We start from the raw sequence: 17550 nt of genomic DNA, 5'->3' as shown, positions 1-17550 counted from the left end.
GTTTAAACTTAAGCAATTTTTGCAGGTAAGATGATATTAAAAGTGGTGCCTTTATTTATTTCACTTTCAATATATACTTTCCCTTGGTGGCTTTCAATGATTTTAAAGCTTACCATTAGCCCTAGACCGTTTCCTTCCTTTTTGGTTGTATAGAACGGTTCACCAATCTTTTTGAGCTTATCCTCTGGTATCCCAACTCCGGTATCTTGGATTGAGATTTGAACTTGACTATCCTCGACACATACTTTAACGGTTAATTCTCCACCATTCGGCATAGCCTCAATACCGTTCTTTACAAAGTTTAGAAACACCTGTTTTAGTCGATCTTCATCACATTCGATTTGAATGATTTCCTCATTTGCTTCAAAGCTCATTTTCACATGCTTTTTTCTTGCTTCGAAATCTAGGAGTGAAAGTACATTTTTTATTATCGTTACGATATTTTTTTCTTCAAGCTCTACAGCCTTAGGCTTGGCAAGAACCATAAAATCTTCAACAATCGTATTTACACGACCAATCTCATCAAGAATAATCTCAATAAACTCTCTTCTTTGTGGATCGGTTTCATCCTCTAAAAGAAACTCACCATACCCCTTCATAGAAGTAAGAGGGTTTCTTATTTCATGGGCCACCCCAGCAGCTAACTGACCAACAGCAGCAAGCTTATCTTGACGATGAAGTGTTTCTTCTGTTTTCTTTTTTTCAGTAATATCATTTCTTATAGCAAGATATTGATACGGTTTTCCTTTTTCAGTCATAAACGGGATGATGGTTGTATCGACCCAATAGTAGGTACCGTCCTTTGCTTTGTTTCTTATTTCACCTTTCCAAACATGTCCGTTCCCTATTGTACTCCACAGCTCCTTAAAGAAAGCTTGGGAATGGAACCCCGAGTTTAAAATTCTGTGATCTTCCCCAATAAGCTCTTCACGTGAGTATTGAGAAATCTCACAAAACTTATCATTCACTTTTGCAATTTTTCCCTTTTCATCTGTAAAAGCGACAATGGAAGATTGATCTAGAGCAAAATTTATGTCGTTGACTTCTTTTAACGAATCTTTTAGTTTCTCTTCTGCTAATTTTCTATTGGTTATATCATGACGAATGGCAACATATTGATACGGTTTTCCATTTTTTCCTAGAAACGGAACAATGGTCGTATCGACCCAATAGAAGCTCCCATCCTTCGCTTGATTTCGAATTTCCCCTTTCCATACTCTTCCTGAGCTAATCTCTTTCCACAGTTGTTGGAAATAACTACGTGGATGATACCCCGAATTTAAGATCCGGTGATCCATACCGAGAAGCTCTTCTCTTTGATACTTGGAGATTTCAACAAATTTGTCATTAACAAAGGTAATTTTCCCTTTTGGATCTGTAATAGCAACAATCGAAGATTCGTCTAATGCAGCTGTGATATCTTTAAGATTGGTGTCAGTAATAGCCAATTTTCTGCTGATAAACGCTGAAGACGAAATTAACCCTATTAAGATAAATATCGATAAAAAAAGAACAAAATAAATAAATAAGCGTTCATCGTACATATTCCCTAATTGATTCGTATTATTAAACCTAATAATTGCAGCTGATTTTACAAGTAAAAAGTGCCCTTCCACAATAGCTATTGTTAATACTAATGCGGCTAATGGCTTCATCCAAATACGATGACTAACTGAAAAGTTTTTAGCAAAAAACAACATCCAAAATACGAACCAAAAAGAGGCACACATCAAAACAAGAGCTACGATAAGGATAAGCGGATCGTAAGAAAACACGATTTCTAGTCCTAGCATTCCAACCATATGAACAAACAACACTGCACTAGTCATAAAAATACTTCCTAATAACAGACTAGTTTTATGGAAGTGGTGTATTGTAACAGTATAAAATGCAAGCCCTACAAAGCTAATACCGATAATCAGTGATAACAATATGAGTGGAATACGATAATGAAAGGAAGCCGCCCCATCTATAGTTAGCATTCCGATAAAATTCATTAACCAAATACCAACACCCATCGATAAGGTACCAGCTATTAATAAAAACCTCTTATTTCTTTCAGAGGAATGAAGCATTGCAACAAGGTTCATTGAAGTATAGGAAGCCATTATCGTTAAAATAAATGCAGAAAAAATTAAAATAGGATTGTACGATCCAATAATTTCTTGCATAAAAAGAGATGCCTCCTTTTCAAAAACAGTTTATATCTACTTGATTTTAATGGATAGATACCGTTTATAAAAGAAAAAGTTTTGTTTTTTGTCACAATTATTTTCTTTTGTTTTCCCACCGAAAATGATATCTTAGTACATTTCGCATATTTAAAAAATATTTTGAATTTTTTTATGAAAAGGGTCTACACATTTTAAACATCCTCGTGTATACTGTACTATAACAAAAGGTATTAAAATAATCTGTATTATATAAGGAGGAGTAAAAAATGTTAATGAGTCCAGTTGAATTTTTCCGTACATTACCTAAAAAGGTTTGTCCAGAGTGTGGTCAACATGTACATGAACAGGCTGAATCGTACATCCAGGAATGTGACAGATGTCTTTCAAAGAAAATGGAAGAGTAACACAAAATATACACGGTGAGGGTAGATAATCTCACCGTGTATTTTTGTATTTATTTGTTAAAATATTTAGAAAAATCCTTCTAAATCATGTATACTAACACTGTATATACTTAGGAATACGAAATACATAGTTAGGGGGAAAGAAAATGGAGAAAACATCTGAAAAAAGGTATTTACGTGAAGAGGTGCCCGAGCATTTAACATGGGACTTAAGTGATTTGTTTAATTCTGAAGAGACTTGGCACGACAATATCAAATTAGTGGAAAATGATCTTAGCCTATTTGATGCTTTTAAAGGAAAAGTAACCGACAACTCCGCTATTTTACTCGAATGTTTAGAACAACGTGAAAAATTAACCCATAAGTTAATAAAAATTTCTACTTTTGCTTCTTTAAAGCTATCAGAAGATGGAACAAATCCAATCAATCAGGCGAATGTTGGAAAGCTTTCATCACTACTATCAAAAATAAATTCATTATTATCGTTTATTGATTCAGAATTATTAAAACTTGACAAAGCGACACTTTCACAATTCGTAAAAGAACAACCAAACCTCCTTCCTTTTCAGAATATGCTTGCTGATTTATTAGAGACAAAAAAATACCGTTTATCACCTGAAACTGAACAAGTACTTGCTGCACTAGGAGAAGTTCATGGAGCAACTTACCAAATTTATCAAACAAGTAAATCTGCTGATATGAATTTTTCTTCGTTTTTAGACTCAGAAGGAAATGAGTTACCAAATAGCTTTGCTTTATTCGAAGACCGATATGAATTTTCATCAGATCCAATAGTGAGAAGAAATGCCTATGAATCATTTGTATCTACATTAAGAACGTACAAAAATACGTACGCTGCTGTATATGCAACCGAAGTAAAAAAACAAGTTACTTTGTCTAAATTAAGAGGCTATGACTCTGTAACAGATATGCTTTTACATCCACAAAAAGTTGAGAAAATTACCTATGAGAATCAATTGAATGTTATCCAAAGGGAGCTTGCTTCGCATATGAGAAGGTTTGCTCAGTTAAAAAAACGTGTTCTTAGTCTTGAAACGATGAGATTTTGTGATTTAAAGGCACCTTTAGATCCATCTTTTAATCCATCTACAACCTATGAGGAAGCAAGCCGAGTCATTTTAGAGGCATTAAAAGTCATGGGACCTGAATACAGCAGCATCATGAAAAAAGGATTAACGGAAAGATGGGTTGACTTAGCTGATAATGTTGGGAAATCAACCGGTGCTTTCTGTTCTAGCCCATACGGCTCCCACCCGTATATTCTAATCACATGGACAGACACCATGAGAGGTGCTTTTGTACTTGCCCATGAGCTTGGACACGCAGGACATTTTTATTTAGCAAACAAAAATCAACGAATCATGAATACTCGCCCATCCATGTATTTTATCGAAGCCCCCTCAACAATGAATGAAATGCTTTTGGGTGACTACTTGCTCTCTCAAACGAATGATGTTCAAATGAAGCGCTGGGTTGTATTACAATTGTTAGGAACGTATTATCATAACTTTGTTACACATCTTTTAGAGGGAGAATTTCAGAGAAGAGTTTATCGTTTAGCTGAGGAAGGTGTGCCATTAACAGCTAAAACACTTTGCGAGCAAAAAGCAAATGTACTAACTGACTTCTGGGGAGATACAGTAGAAATTGATGAAGGTGCAAGTCTTACATGGATGAGACAGCCTCATTACTATATGGGTCTATACCCATATACTTATTCCGCTGGCTTAACTGCTTCAACTGCTATGGCTCAATTAATAAAGGAAGAAGGTCAACCAGCTGTTGACCGTTGGCTAGAGGTGTTAAAAGCTGGCGGGACTCTGCGTCCATTAGAACTTCTAAAACATGCCGGAATTGACATGTCATCTCCAGCCCCTATTGAGAAAGCCGTAAGCTACGTCGGGACATTAATTGATGTACTAGAAGCAAGCTATGAATAATAAAAAGGCACAGATTACTTTAAGTAGTCTGTGCTTTTTAGAGCAAATAAAAACTCTCTAGCTATACTAGAGAGTAAGTCAACATCTTAGGGGACCCAACCATTTTTCACCAGCTTTGCTTCCGGTTTAGTTATTTTCTTACTTCAAATAACAAGGTTAAGCTATTTTAAAACTTTGCTGATGTGTGTTTGTTCCGTTTTAGGATTACGTTGGATGGTCTCACTTTCGTCGAAAAGTGAGAAGGTATTCCTTCCGAATAACAAACAGCCTTATTTAGTTTTAATTTTTTAACTCTCCTACACATAAAGGAAGCTTTATTCCAATTCTATAAAGGAAGTTGTAATTTCCATAACCAAATTTTCCGTTTTTGGTCTACTTTTTAACCCAAGGCGTTGGCTTCTTTTCCCTTTATTATTTTCTTGTAACCATTTTTTAACACTATATAGCTACAATACTTAAAATGAGAACTTCAGCTTCAGGTCTTTTGCTACTTACTTAGTAGCTTTTTACTGAATAAGTAGTGACTAAAAAGTAGGGATTTTACATTTTACCTTTCTTTTGACCGCTTCACAAAAATGTGTGAACATTATAGTTTACTCGTTCTCGATACAATTACTTACGGAACGAACACTATATGGTTGAGTCTCCTAAAATGTTAACTCCTTTCTTTTTTTAATTTGTTTTTCTTTACACTCTTATTATATCACCTGAAAAAAGGAATACTCCCCATAACTGTGATAGTTATGTGAACGTTTCCATTCCATTTGAAAGAATAACACTTGAATTTGATGAGAACGATATATATATGCTCATCAACTAAAAGGAGGTAATCATGAAATGGAAATGATCAATCCAAAAGAGGTCAAAATAGGTGATGAGGTGTTTGTGATTTATAATAACCCACATACTCCGACTGTATCTAATATTAGGGCTGCCGAAATCGTACAACATCCTCATAATCCCGATGCAGTTGCCTTATTTTTAAATGAGACCTTCCATGTAATTGAAGATGACGATGCCCTTTTTGCTTCTGAATCTGCAGCTGAACAAGCTTTTAATGACCATTACTTTAATTCGGATACACACTAAAGAAGCAAGGCTACGCCTTGCTTCTAATCCCTAATTGATTTTGGGCAATTCTCTAACTTCCATTGTTGTGTCATGTCCACACAATGGACATTTTAAATCCGAGCTCGCAAACTCTTTTCTCATCCAACCAATACAATCGTTATCAGCACATGTATACACTTCAATATCCATTAAAATATCTTCTGGTTTTTCTTCTTGAGCTTTTCTGTTAAAGAACATAGCAATTGCCCCCATTCTAGAGATTCTTTCGTTCTTTTTATTTAGTATGTACAATTTATTATATTTTAAAAGTATTTTTTCCTTTGTATCCAAAAACAAACAACCTGCCCATAAAAAGCAGGTTGTTTATTTCTTCTTATAACCAAGAAGCGCCAACAATGATTAATAAGATAAATAATACGACGATTAACACGAATCCTCCGTATCCGTAGCCGCATCCACCATAACCATATCCGTAGTTATAGCCCATACCTTTCAACCCCTTTTAAAATTAATAACAAATTAATAGCCCCATCCTACGTATGCTGCTCCCACAATAATCAATAGGATGAATAAAACGACGATCAAAGCAAATCCACCGCCGTAGCCGAATCCAGCTTCTGCGCTCATTACTTCCACCTCCCATGACATCTATCGGCAGTATATGTGTGGCAAAGTTGTCCTGTATGGGCGTTTTCACTAATTTAAAACCTATAAATCATCAAAAAACTCCTTGAACGACTCCAAGGAGTTTTTGCATTTCAATAATTTCTTACATTTTCGCTACTCTCTTCTCTGCAACGGAAAAAGAAACTTCATTTTCCAATACTTTCTTTTCTTTAGCAACAGGCTTTTTATTTAAATACACATAGAAAGCTCCGACAAAAATACTTCCGCCAATTAAATTTCCAAATGTTACAGGGATGAGGTTATGGATAGCTGACCAAATTGTAATCGTATCTGGATGTGGAACCATTAACGCAATACCAAATAGCGCCATATTTGCAATGCTGTGTTCATAGCCAGAGATAACAAAACCAAATACAAGTAATAAGGTTAGAAGGAGTTTTGCTACGTCACCTTTTACATGCATTGGTAACCAAATGGCTAAACAAACAAGCCAATTACAAAGAATCGCACGAAAAAAGATTTCCAATGTATGTCCGTGCATCTTATAACTTGCAACGTCCATCAATAGTTGCGATTTGTCTGGAGATAAAAATAAGCCAGATAGCATGATTAGAAGAGAAAAAAACAATGCACCAGCTAAATTACCAAAGTAACACGCCACCCAGACTTGGAACGTCTCATACCAAGTAGTTTCCTTTTTTAATGTTCCGATGGTCATTGTCATTGTGTTACTAGTAAACAACTCCGCCCCACCGTAAATAATCATTACAAGTGCAGTTCCAAAGAAAATAGCTACCAACATCATGGCAGATGGAGACCCGGCATCAAAGAAAAATTCCCCCGTTTTATAAGCTACCATGATTCCGAAACCAATATAGACCCCAGCAAGCATCGCTTTAATAAAATAATGTAATTTAGAAGACATCCAAGTATCTCTCTTTTTCTTAGCGTTTAATGCCGATTCCTCAATGGGTGTGAGCTCATTATACATGTTCAGGATCCTTTCTCTTTTCAAAATGTGAAAAACGTCACAATATTTATTGTCATTTTACCCCTCATTGATGCTTTTGTTAATAGAAAAACTATTGAACGGTTCGTGACTCTTTATGAAGCGGTTACATTATCCTTATTTCATCATTCTTGTATTGAAAACTAAGGTTTTCAATACAAGAATGATAAAAACTCTCCTTTCTTCCCTGTTACAAATATCACTTTAATAAAGAAATTTTTGAATTTAACGTGATTTCTGTCACAAAACGTTACCTGTTTATTAAGTAAACTATATTGACCAACTACATGACATTCTTTTAAATAAATATATGGCCAGCGCTTAAAGGAGGATACCGATGGTGAATCAAAAATATAAGGAAGAATTGTCCTACGAACTTGGTGAATTATTAAAATCGGCTGAAAGAATTGTACCTATTAAAAAAGGAAGCTATCTGTTTAAAGAAGGCCAAGTGGCAAAAGAAATGTATATTATCTTATCTGGTAAGGTTCAAATTTCAAAAATAAACGCCGAAGGAAATGAACTGAGTTTAAGACTTTGTAAACATAATGATATTGTAGGAGAACTAACCTTATTTACTGTCGATCCAAGGTATATATTCAATGCCAAAGTAATAGAAAATGGTGAAGCAGCAGCCATAAATATTGTTGATCTTGAACAAGCCTTTTTTAAAAATAGTCAGTTGGCTTTTGAATTTCTGCGATGGATGAATGATCATATAAGAAAAACCATTACTAAGTTTCGTGATTTAGTGTTAAATGGAAAAAAAGGTGCACTCTATTCTACTATTATTAGGTTATGTAATAGTTATGGAGTATTAAGAGAAAATGGAATTGAAATCTCGGTTCCATTAACAAATCAAGATCTAGCGAATTTCTGTGGTACAGCAAGAGAAAGCGTTAGTAGAATGCTGACTGAATTAAGAAAGAACCATATCATTTCTATTAGTAAAAAAATAATCACTGTCCATGATCTAGAATATTTAAAAAAAGAAATAGATTGTGAGAACTGTCCTATTGAATATTGTAATATTGATTAATCGTAATCGCCTATATTAGGCGATTATTTATTTATGTCGAAAAATCGTGTCAAACATTATCGGAATATTCACTATACTTATGATTGAAAAGTAGTTTTATAAAATGATAGTATTAACAATGTAAGCGTTGTCATAGTTTGGAAATTATTTAACCATTAATAGCGGGAGGGAAACAATGAGTCAATTAACTGTTCAATTGCATGAAAAAGTAGAAAAGTTCCTATCAGGTAAAAAGAAGCTCTTTATTAATGGAGAATTCGTCGAGAGTCAAACTCAAAAAACATTCGAAACTTTTAACCCTGCTACTGGTGAAGTGCTTGCAACTGTTTTTGAAGCCAATGAAGTAGATGTAGACCTTGCTGTAAAGGCAGCTAGAAAAGCTTTCGATGAAGGTCCTTGGTCGAAAATGGGTAGCGCTCAAAGAAGTAGATTAATGTATAAGCTTGCTGACCTAATGGAAGAAAATGCAGCCGAACTAGCTCAACTTGAAACATTGGACAACGGTAAACCAATTAGAGAAACAACGAATGCTGATATTCCTTTAGCTGTTGAACATATGCGATATTATGCTGGCTGGGCAACAAAAATTGTTGGACAGATTATTCCTTGGAACTTCCCTCTTCTAATGGCCATGTGGAAGCTAGGTGCTGCTCTGGCAACAGGATGTACAGTCGTCCTAAAACCAGCAGAGCAAACCCCTCTTTCTGCCCTATATTTAGCTGAGCTAATTCAAGAAGCAGGCTTCCCTCCAGGTGTAGTCAATATCATTCCTGGATTTGGTGAAACGGCAGGTCAACCGCTTGTTGACCATCCACAAGTTGACAAAATTGCTTTCACAGGATCAACTGAAATAGGAAAAATGATTATGGAGAGAGCAGCAAAAACCTTAAAGAGAGTAACCCTAGAACTTGGTGGTAAATCACCAAACATACTGCTTCCGGATGCCGATCTTTCAAAAGCAATTCCTGGAGCACTAAATGGGGTTATGTTTAACCAAGGTCAAGTGTGCTGTGCGGGTTCTCGTGTCTTCATTCAGAAAAAGCAATTCGATAATGTTGTTGCTGATATGGTGAGTCATGCGAAGAACATAAAGCAAGGTGCAGGTCTACATTCTGACACAGAGATTGGACCTCTTGTTTCAAGCACACAACAAAAACGCGTTCTTGGGTATATTGAAAAAGGAATTGACGAAGGAGCCGAGCTATTAGTTGGTGGAAATAGTCCATATGAGCAAGGATATTTTGTTTCACCAACGATTTTCGCCAATGTAAGTGACCAAATGACGATCGCAAAAGAAGAAATATTTGGCCCTGTTATTTCTGCGCTTCCATATGAAGACTTAGATGAGCTTATTGCTCGTGCGAATCAAAGTGAATATGGCTTGGCTGCTGGTTTGTGGACACGTGATGTAGCTCAAGCACACTACGTAGCCAACAATTTAAGAGCTGGAACGGTTTGGGTGAATTGCTACAACGCATTTGATGCGGCTTCGCCGTTCGGTGGGTATAAGCAATCTGGTCTTGGTCGTGAAATGGGCTCTTATGCGCTCAACAACTATACTGAAGTTAAGAGTGTATGGATCGGTATGAATTAATAACCCCAAGAAAGCGAGAGGGTCATCCCTCTCGCTTTCTTTTATAATATTAGTAGCCATAACCTCTACCGAAGAAACCTGCTCCAACAACGATTAACAAGATAAACAGGACAACGATTAAAGCGAAGCCGCCTCCATAATTTCCACTCATGATATCTAACCCTCCCTATAGCCCTTTTCACTCCTAGTCTATTCAGACAGCATGTCAACGGTATAGATGAATGTCCCATATGTGGTCAATAAAATATGTTCACAATATGTCCATAGGATTTTCCTTCAAGATTCATTATCTTAATTAGAGGGGGTATGTTCATGAAGAAAATCTATATGATTTGTTCAATTATTGTCATTGTTGGTATAACTGCTGGTATATCCTTTTTTTTAATTCGTGATGCCAATGCAACCATTCCTGACGATATCGTTTTAACTACAATGAATAATGAAAGCTTTGATTTTAGTAAAACAGAGGAAAAAGTAAAACTTGTTGAATTCATGTATACGCATTGTCCTGATATTTGTCCAACCACAACATTGAAAATGAATCAATTAAAAAAAGATCTTGAAGTGGAAGGCGTATTCGGAGATAAGATTCAATTTCTAACCGTTAGTATTGATCCCTATCGAGACACACCGGAAGTGATGAAAAGTCATATGTCTCATTTTGAAATTCAAGACGATGGAAACTGGATATTTTTAACTGGTAATCCTAGTAATATTAAGGAAGATCAAAAGGATATTGAACGTTTAGCCAATACCTTTCAGTTTCAATACAGAGATCCGGGGGATGGATTCTATGTCCACTCTACTTTCGTTTTTCTAGTAGATGAAAACAATAAATTTATAAAGAAATTCCCTATGGGTGATGATTTTAATCGAGAAGATGTCTTTAATAAAATTATGAAAGAAATACAATAAAACGAGCGGCGTCAATAGCCGCTCGTTTTATTAATTTGTTGTAGAAGATAATTTCGCCTGTTGCTGTAGGAGAAGAATTGATTTTGGGCGAGGTTTTGAAAAGCTTACCTTAATACCTGACCCCTTTAACCGATTAACTAAGTCTATTAATTGTTTTTTAGCCATATTAAAGACTCCTTTTCCGATCTGATTAGCTTTATTGTACATGATAAATATGAAAAAAATATGAAATTTCATCATTTTTTTCTATGAAAACAAAACTTTTATTTAAGGTTGATTTTTTTGGCAATGATGATGATATAGAAATTCATGCGAACATCCAGTAAAAAGTGTTATAATGAAAATTATTGTTTATTTTGTTTGGAGGAAAAGAAATGATTACAGTAACAGACGTAAGCCTACGATATGGTGACCGTAAACTATTTGAAGACGTAAATATTAAATTTACTCCTGGTAATTGCTACGGATTAATTGGCGCAAATGGTGCAGGAAAATCCACATTTTTAAAAATCCTTTCTGGTGAAATAGAGTCACAAACCGGTCAAGTTTCGCTTGGACCTGGAGAAAGATTGGCAGTTTTAAAGCAAAACCACTATGAATTCGAAGAAGAAGAAGTAATGAAAGTCGTTATCATGGGACATAAGCGTCTATATGAAGTGATGCAGGAGAAAGATGCAATCTATATGAAAGCTGACTTCACTGACGAAGATGGTATGAGGGCTGCTGAGCTTGAAGGTGAATTTGCGGAGCTAAATGGTTGGGAAGCCGAATCAGAAGCTGCCATTTTATTAAAAGGGCTTGGAATCACAGAAGACCTACACACGAAAAAGATGGCAGATATTTCAGGTTCTGATAAAGTAAAGGTACTTCTTGCGCAAGCTCTATTTGGAAAGCCAGATGTTCTTCTACTCGATGAGCCGACGAACCACTTAGACATAAAAGCAATCCAATGGTTAGAAGAATTTCTAATTAACTTTGAAAATACCGTTATTGTTGTATCCCATGATAGACATTTCCTTAATAAGGTATGTACGCATATTGCGGACTTAGACTTTTCGAAAATCCAAATCTACGTTGGAAACTACGATTTCTGGTATGAGTCAAGCCAGCTAGCACAGAGAATGGCTCAAGACCAAAATAAGAAAAAAGAAGAGAAAATCAAAGAACTTCAAGCATTTATTGCGAGATTTAGTGCGAACGCATCTAAATCCAAGCAAGCAACATCAAGAAAAAAATTGCTTGATAAAATTTCTTTGGATGACATTCGTCCATCCTCTAGAAAATATCCGTATGTTGGTTTTACTCCTGAAAGAGAAATTGGAAACGACCTGTTACGTGTCGAAGGAATAACAAAAACAATCGACGGAGAAAAAGTTTTAAACAATGTTAGCTTTGTAATGAATAAGGAAGATAAAATTGCACTTGTAGGAGCAAATGAACTTGCTAAAACAACCTTATTCAAGATTTTGACAGGTGAAATGGAAGCTGACAGTGGTACGTATAAATGGGGTGTAACTACCTCTCAGGCATATTTCCCAAAAGACAACACTTCTTACTTTGAAGGAAGTGAGCTTAACCTAGTTGATTGGTTACGACAGTTCTCCCCTGCCGATCAAAGTGAAAGCTTCCTTCGTGGCTTCTTAGGAAGAATGCTGTTCTCTGGTGAAGAAGTATTAAAGAAAGCTAGCGTACTCTCCGGAGGAGAAAAAGTCCGCTGTATGTTATCTAAAATGATGCTTAGTGGCGCAAATGTCCTTCTATTAGATGAGCCAACAAACCACTTAGACTTAGAATCAATTACTGCTGTAAATAATGGGTTAATTAATTTTAAAGGCTCACTAATGTTTGCATCACATGACCATCAGTTCATTCAAACGATCGCAAACAGAATTATAGAGATTACTCCAAATGGTATCGTTGATAAGCAGATGACTTACGATGAGTATCTAGAAAATAGTGAGATTCAAAAACAAGTAGAAGAAATGTATAAATAAATCTAAAAGAGAGCCAATTGGCTCTCTTTTAATGTCTTTTTGTTTTTTTTCTTGCACTATCTTTTTTTGTCCCAGTCATTTCACTTTCTGTCGTGCCTTGCCCTTCAACTTGCGGGGAACTTAATCCAACGGTAGAAGGATCCTTTTTTCTATTTGACATAATGAAAACACCTCCTCTGTTATTGTTAAAGACTTTAATGGTTTTTATCCGACCCATAGGATATTTTTTTTAAATGTCACTTCTATCAAGCCATAAAAAATTGCCATGAGCATTACTCATGGCAATTTTTTATCCATTCAATATTCGTTTTTTCCACATACCTATAAATGCTCCAAGTAACGCAAATCCTAATCCAATTGATATGGCTTTCATCATAATAGGTGTGGATTCATCACTCGATGTGGTTTCTCCTATGATAGATGCCTTATCCGGAGCTGTTTTAAGTTTATATTTAGCTAAAGAGATCGTTTGGAGTTCTTTATTCGAGGAATCAAATACAGCTAATTCTCCCTCTTTGGTAACATCCAATATAGCAGAACCAGTAATAGGTTCTGTTATATATAAAGGATCCGTCACAACATACTTATCCTTTATGTTTTCAAATGTTGTATTTACAGGAATAGTTGAAGTCTTATAGTTTGAAAATCCAAAGCTTAGTAAATTAATGGTGTCATTATAAATATCACGTTTATATGTTGCTCCTAAACCAATGACTGTTAACCCAATTTGGCCATTAGAAGCAGTTGTTGCTAAAGTCTGCCTTGATTCATTGACAAAACCAGTCTTTCCACCTGTGATACCTTCGAATGGGATTTCTCCCTTCAATAGTAAATGATGTGTAAACAAAGTCGTATCCCATGATTGACCATCCCAAGCCAAATCTTTTGTTCCGAAAATTTCTTTAAATATTTCATTTTTTAGTGCGTAATTCGTAATTAAACCTAAATCATACGCTGTTGTATAGTGGTTTTCATCAAAGAGTCCATGCGGATTCGTGAAATGAGTATCCTTAACTCCAACCTTATTTTGTAGAAATTCATTGATATTTTTTTCGTAATTCTCTATGCTCCCGTCAATATAAAGGGCGATGGCAGCAGCTGCATCATTTCCTGAATTAATAAGCATGCCCTGAATTAATTTTTCTAGAGTAACTTCTTCTCCCTCATTTAAATATACTTTAGTTCCCTCAACTTCTATTGCTTCACTACTGACTTTTACCACTTCATTTATTTTTGCAGTTTGAATTGCGTAAATGGCAGTTGCTATTTTTGTTAAACTAGCAGGATACATACGTTCATGCTCATTTTTTGAGTAGAGAACCGCATTGGATTGTGAATCCATTAATATTACCGAATCACTTATTATGGACAGCTCGTCCATTTGCTCAGCAAAAACTTGATTTGCACTTAATGCAAGGATAGATAGAAAAATAAAAGTTAGTTTTTTTATCACTGTATGCACACACCTTGTTTGAATTCAGTCTTTTTCGATTGTACCAAAAAAATAACATGTAAACGTATAAATTATATATTTGTTATGAAATTGAAAAACTAGGTAATATTTCGTACTTTATAACGAAAAACCGATACTAAGGTCGTAAATTTACATTCATAGAAAAAGTATAGACAAGTTTCCATTACCTTGATGCATATAAATTAGTAGAAATAAATTTTTTGGAGGGGTACGATGCAATTTCTAGTAGTTAAAAAACGATCTATTATATTTTCACTTCTTCTGTTAGGTTTGGTTTTCTCCGCCTCCCTTTGGATTTATTTAAACATGGGTAGCGAGGCAGTCGTCCAAACATCGGTTAATGATGCTACAAGAGAAATTCATTTAGTCACTGGTGAGTTTGAAGCGACTACTAAAGATGGAAAAGAAATCGAAGCGTATCGCTTTGACCCTGGCACCATCTTTCTTCAAAAGGGTGAGAAGGTAAAATTGAAGATTATGGGAATAAACGGTGCTAATCATCCGTTTATAATTGAGGGTACAAACATAAGTGGTAAAATTCTTCAAGGAGAAGAAACCGAACTAGATCTCCAGTTTCAAAAGAAGGGTGTCTATCGATTGGTTTGCTTAACCCACCATAATTCAGATACAAATGGACCAATGACAGCCTATATTGTTGTTAATTAATTCTTGTAGACGATTGTGTGTAAAATGCACAATCGTTTTTTTATGTTCAATCAAACTGTCAAAATATCTACATAACCTAATTGACCACGAAGAGATATCTCACGTTACAATAGTGTTATTAATAATAACTTTTTGTATAACAGGTTTTGATTTTTATCTATTCATTATAGTACAGTTTTATTTCTTCACCTTTCCGTCACATAACGAACCACTGACAAACCTAATGTTCATAACATTGTCAAAATGTCACCTTGATTATGTGATGTATTTCACTAATTATCTGTTATACTTCAAGTATGATGTATTTGTATCATCTGTTATATAAACATTTACTAAGAGGTGGACTCAAATGGAACAGTGGAAAGGCTTTTCAGAAGGTACTTGGAGAAAAGAAGTAAACGTTAGAGACTTTATTCTAAGAAACTTTAAAACGTACGAAGGAAATGATTCCTTCCTTTCAGGCCCTACTGAGGCAACAACGAAATTATGGGATCAAGTAATGGAGTTAACAAAACAAGAAAGAGAAAACGGTGGCGTACTTGATATGGACACTGAAATCGTTTCTTCTATTGTTTCTCATGGTGCAGGGTACTTAAATCAAGATTTAGAAAAAGTAGTGGGTGTTCAAACCGACAAACCGTTCAAACGTTCCCTACAGCCTTATGGCGGAATTCGCATGGCACAACAATCTTGTGAATCTTACGGTTTTGAATTAAATAAAGAAGTTGAAAAAATCTTTACTGACTACCGTAAAACACATAATCAAGGTGTATTCGATGCTTATACTGATGAAATGAAAATGGCACGTAAGGTTGGTATCATTACTGGTTTACCAGATGCATACGGACGTGGACGTATAATCGGTGACTACCGTCGTGTAGCTCTTTACGGAGTAGATTTCTTGATTTCAGAAAAGAAAAAAGATCTAGCTGGCACTACTTCAGTCATGAAGGAATCTGTAATTCAGCTTCGTGAAGAATTGTCAGAGCAGGTTCGTGCCCTTAACGAATTAAAGAAATTAGCTGCTAGCTACGGGTTTGATATTTCTAAGCCAGCTACTACAGCTACTGAAGCTTTCCAATGGTTATACTTCGGATACTTGGCTGCAATTAAAGAACAAAACGGAGCTGCGATGAGCCTTGGACGCGTTTCAACTTTCTTAGATATTTATATTGAAAGAGATTTAGAAAATGGAGTGCTTACTGAGCAAGAAGCACAAGAATTGGTTGACCACTTCGTTATGAAGTTACGTCTGGTAAAATTTGCTCGTACTCCTGATTATAACGAACTATTTAGCGGAGACCCAACTTGGGTAACGGAGTCAATCGGTGGTGTAGCAAATGATGGACGTGCACTAGTAACGAAAAACTCTTTCCGTTTCTTGCATACTCTTACAAACCTTGGACCGGCACCAGAACCAAACCTAACAGTACTTTGGTCAACTCGCCTTCCTGAAGGCTTCAAAAAGTTCTGTGCGAAAATGTCAATCGAAACAAGTTCAATTCAATATGAAAACGACGATATTATGCGCCCAGAATGGGGAGACGATTATGGCATTGCATGCTGTGTGTCAGCAATGGAAATTGGTAAGCAAATGCAGTTCTTCGGTGCTCGTGCAAACCTTGCAAAAGCACTTCTTTATGCGATCAATGGTGGTAAAGACGAAAAACATAAACTTCAAGTAGCACCAGAGTTCTCCCCTATCACTTCTGAAGTTCTAGACTATGAAGAAGTAATGGCGAAATTTGATTCTACTATGGATTGGTTAGCTGGTCTTTACATTAATACCCTAAACATCATCCACTACATGCACGATAAGTACAGCTATGAAAGAATTGAGATGGCTCTTCACGACACAAGTATTCTTCGTACAATGGCAACAGGTATTGCTGGACTAAGTGTTGTTGCTGATTCATTAAGTGCGATTAAATATGCTCAAGTTCGACCAATTCGTGATGAAAACGGTATTGCAGTTGACTTCGAAATTGAAGGCGACTTCCCTAAATACGGAAACAATGATGATCGTGTGGACAGCATTGCTGTTGATTTAGTTGAGCGTTTCATGAAAAAGCTTAAAAAGCACGAAACGTATAGAAACTCTATGACTACTATGTCTATTCTAACAATCACTTCTAACGTGGTGTACGGTAAGAAAACAGGTAACACACCTGATGGCCGTCGTGCTGGTGAGCCATTTGCTCCAGGTGCAAACCCAATGCACGGTCGTGATACAAAAGGTACTCTAGCTTCTCTTGCATCTGTTGCTAAGCTTCCTTATGCTTACTCATTAGACGGTATTTCTAATACTTTCTCCATTGTCCCTAAAGCATTAGGGAAAGATGAAGACAGCCGTGAAAATAACCTAGTAAGTATTCTTGATGGTTATTCAATTAAGCAAGGACATCACTTAAACGTAAACGTATTTAATCGTGAAACATTGCTTGATGCTATGGAGCACCCAGAAGAATACCCACAGTTAACGATTCGTGTATCAGGTTACGCAGTTAACTTTATTAAATTAACAAGAGAACAACAAACGGATGTTATTAACAGAACATTCCATGGATCACTATAAAAAAAACTGATGTAGGGAGATTTCTACCCTCTCCCTACCTGATAATT

18 protein-coding genes are annotated in these 17550 nt (G+C 35.8%); 9 read left to right on the top strand and 9 right to left on the bottom strand.

Features of this window, described 5'->3' with window-relative positions:
* Nucleotides 1–8: 8 nt before the first annotated feature.
* A complete protein-coding gene (locus M3175_RS12610) occupies nt 9–2171 on the bottom strand; it encodes a PAS domain-containing protein (RefSeq protein WP_251519485.1) in 2163 nt (720 codons plus the stop codon).
* 269 nt (nt 2172–2440) lie between these two features.
* On the opposite strand from M3175_RS12610, the gene yhfH reads away from it, so the two are divergent.
* The 3 genes from yhfH to M3175_RS12595 all read left to right on the top strand — a co-directional run bounded on the left by yhfH (nt 2441) and on the right by M3175_RS12595 (nt 5628).
* Nucleotides 2441–2578: a protein YhfH gene (gene yhfH / locus M3175_RS12605; RefSeq protein ID WP_251519483.1), complete on the top strand. Its 138-nt coding sequence runs from the start codon at nt 2441–2443 to the stop codon at nt 2576–2578.
* A gap of 146 nt (nt 2579–2724) precedes the next feature.
* Nucleotides 2725–4539, top strand: a complete 1815-nt coding sequence (pepF, locus tag M3175_RS12600; RefSeq protein ID WP_251519481.1) for an oligoendopeptidase F — start codon at nt 2725–2727, stop codon at nt 4537–4539.
* Nucleotides 4540–5376: 837 nt separating this feature from the next.
* Nucleotides 5377–5628: a transcriptional regulator SplA domain-containing protein gene (locus M3175_RS12595; RefSeq protein WP_251519479.1), complete on the top strand. Its 252-nt coding sequence runs from the start codon at nt 5377–5379 to the stop codon at nt 5626–5628.
* 30 nt (nt 5629–5658) lie between these two features.
* Here the strand turns inward: M3175_RS12595 and M3175_RS12590 are convergent, their stop codons facing one another.
* The 4 genes from M3175_RS12590 to M3175_RS12575 form a co-directional block, all read right to left on the bottom strand.
* Nucleotides 5659–5940, bottom strand: coding sequence for a cold-inducible protein YdjO-related protein (locus M3175_RS12590; RefSeq protein WP_251519478.1), 282 nt, complete (start codon nt 5938–5940; stop codon nt 5659–5661).
* A gap of 43 nt (nt 5941–5983) precedes the next feature.
* Entirely contained in the window at nt 5984–6097 is a 114-nt protein-coding gene (locus tag M3175_RS12585) for a YjcZ family sporulation protein (protein ID WP_119708663.1), read from the bottom strand.
* Between the two features lie 32 nt (nt 6098–6129).
* Nucleotides 6130–6237 carry a YjcZ family sporulation protein gene (locus M3175_RS12580; protein WP_084361915.1) on the bottom strand — a complete coding sequence of 36 codons (108 nt, stop codon included), beginning with the start codon at nt 6235–6237 and terminating at the stop codon, nt 6130–6132.
* A 142-nt stretch (nt 6238–6379) separates the two neighbouring features.
* The gene (locus M3175_RS12575) at nt 6380–7228 is read right to left on the bottom strand and encodes a formate/nitrite transporter family protein (protein ID WP_251519476.1); all 849 of its coding nucleotides are present in this window, start codon (nt 7226–7228) and stop codon (nt 6380–6382) included.
* Nucleotides 7229–7583: 355 nt separating this feature from the next.
* On the opposite strand from M3175_RS12575, the gene M3175_RS12570 reads away from it, so the two are divergent.
* A complete protein-coding gene (locus M3175_RS12570) occupies nt 7584–8285 on the top strand; it encodes a Crp/Fnr family transcriptional regulator (RefSeq protein WP_251519475.1) in 702 nt (233 codons plus the stop codon).
* 175 nt (nt 8286–8460) lie between these two features.
* Nucleotides 8461–9879 (top strand): aldehyde dehydrogenase family protein, encoded by a 1419-nt coding sequence (locus M3175_RS12565; protein ID WP_251519474.1) that lies wholly within the window; start codon nt 8461–8463, stop codon nt 9877–9879.
* A 49-nt stretch (nt 9880–9928) separates the two neighbouring features.
* Here M3175_RS12565 and M3175_RS12560 read toward each other — a convergent pair whose 3' ends face one another.
* Nucleotides 9929–10030 carry a YjcZ family sporulation protein gene (locus M3175_RS12560; protein ID WP_251519473.1) on the bottom strand — a complete coding sequence of 34 codons (102 nt, stop codon included), beginning with the start codon at nt 10028–10030 and terminating at the stop codon, nt 9929–9931.
* A gap of 161 nt (nt 10031–10191) precedes the next feature.
* On the opposite strand from M3175_RS12560, the gene M3175_RS12555 reads away from it, so the two are divergent.
* Entirely contained in the window at nt 10192–10794 is a 603-nt protein-coding gene (locus M3175_RS12555; RefSeq protein WP_251519472.1) for an SCO family protein, read from the top strand.
* A 30-nt stretch (nt 10795–10824) separates the two neighbouring features.
* Here M3175_RS12555 and M3175_RS12550 read toward each other — a convergent pair whose 3' ends face one another.
* Nucleotides 10825–11001: a hypothetical protein gene (locus M3175_RS12550; RefSeq protein ID WP_251519471.1), complete on the bottom strand. Its 177-nt coding sequence runs from the start codon at nt 10999–11001 to the stop codon at nt 10825–10827.
* Between the two features lie 167 nt (nt 11002–11168).
* On the opposite strand from M3175_RS12550, the gene M3175_RS12545 reads away from it, so the two are divergent.
* A complete protein-coding gene (locus M3175_RS12545; protein WP_251519470.1) occupies nt 11169–12788 on the top strand; it encodes an ABC-F family ATP-binding cassette domain-containing protein in 1620 nt (539 codons plus the stop codon).
* Between the two features lie 28 nt (nt 12789–12816).
* On the opposite strand, the gene M3175_RS12540 is transcribed toward M3175_RS12545, so the two are convergent.
* Nucleotides 12817–12948, bottom strand: coding sequence for a YuzL family protein (locus M3175_RS12540; protein WP_251519468.1), 132 nt, complete (start codon nt 12946–12948; stop codon nt 12817–12819).
* Nucleotides 12949–13077: 129 nt separating this feature from the next.
* Nucleotides 13078–14241, bottom strand: a complete 1164-nt coding sequence (locus M3175_RS12535) for a D-alanyl-D-alanine carboxypeptidase family protein (protein ID WP_251519466.1) — start codon at nt 14239–14241, stop codon at nt 13078–13080.
* 234 nt (nt 14242–14475) lie between these two features.
* Between M3175_RS12535 and M3175_RS12530 the strand changes: the two genes are divergently transcribed.
* Nucleotides 14476–14928, top strand: coding sequence for a cupredoxin domain-containing protein (locus M3175_RS12530; RefSeq protein ID WP_251519464.1), 453 nt, complete (start codon nt 14476–14478; stop codon nt 14926–14928).
* A gap of 349 nt (nt 14929–15277) precedes the next feature.
* Nucleotides 15278–17503 (top strand): formate C-acetyltransferase, encoded by a 2226-nt coding sequence (gene pflB, locus M3175_RS12525; RefSeq protein WP_251519462.1) that lies wholly within the window; start codon nt 15278–15280, stop codon nt 17501–17503.
* Nucleotides 17504–17550: the final 47 nt, after the last annotated feature.

Origin of the sequence: Robertmurraya korlensis (assembly GCF_023715225.1) — a bacterium.
In the GTDB taxonomy this organism is placed as follows: Bacteria; Bacillota; Bacilli; order Bacillales; family Cytobacillaceae; genus Robertmurraya_A.
This window is presented reverse-complemented; position numbering and strand designations above follow the sequence as displayed.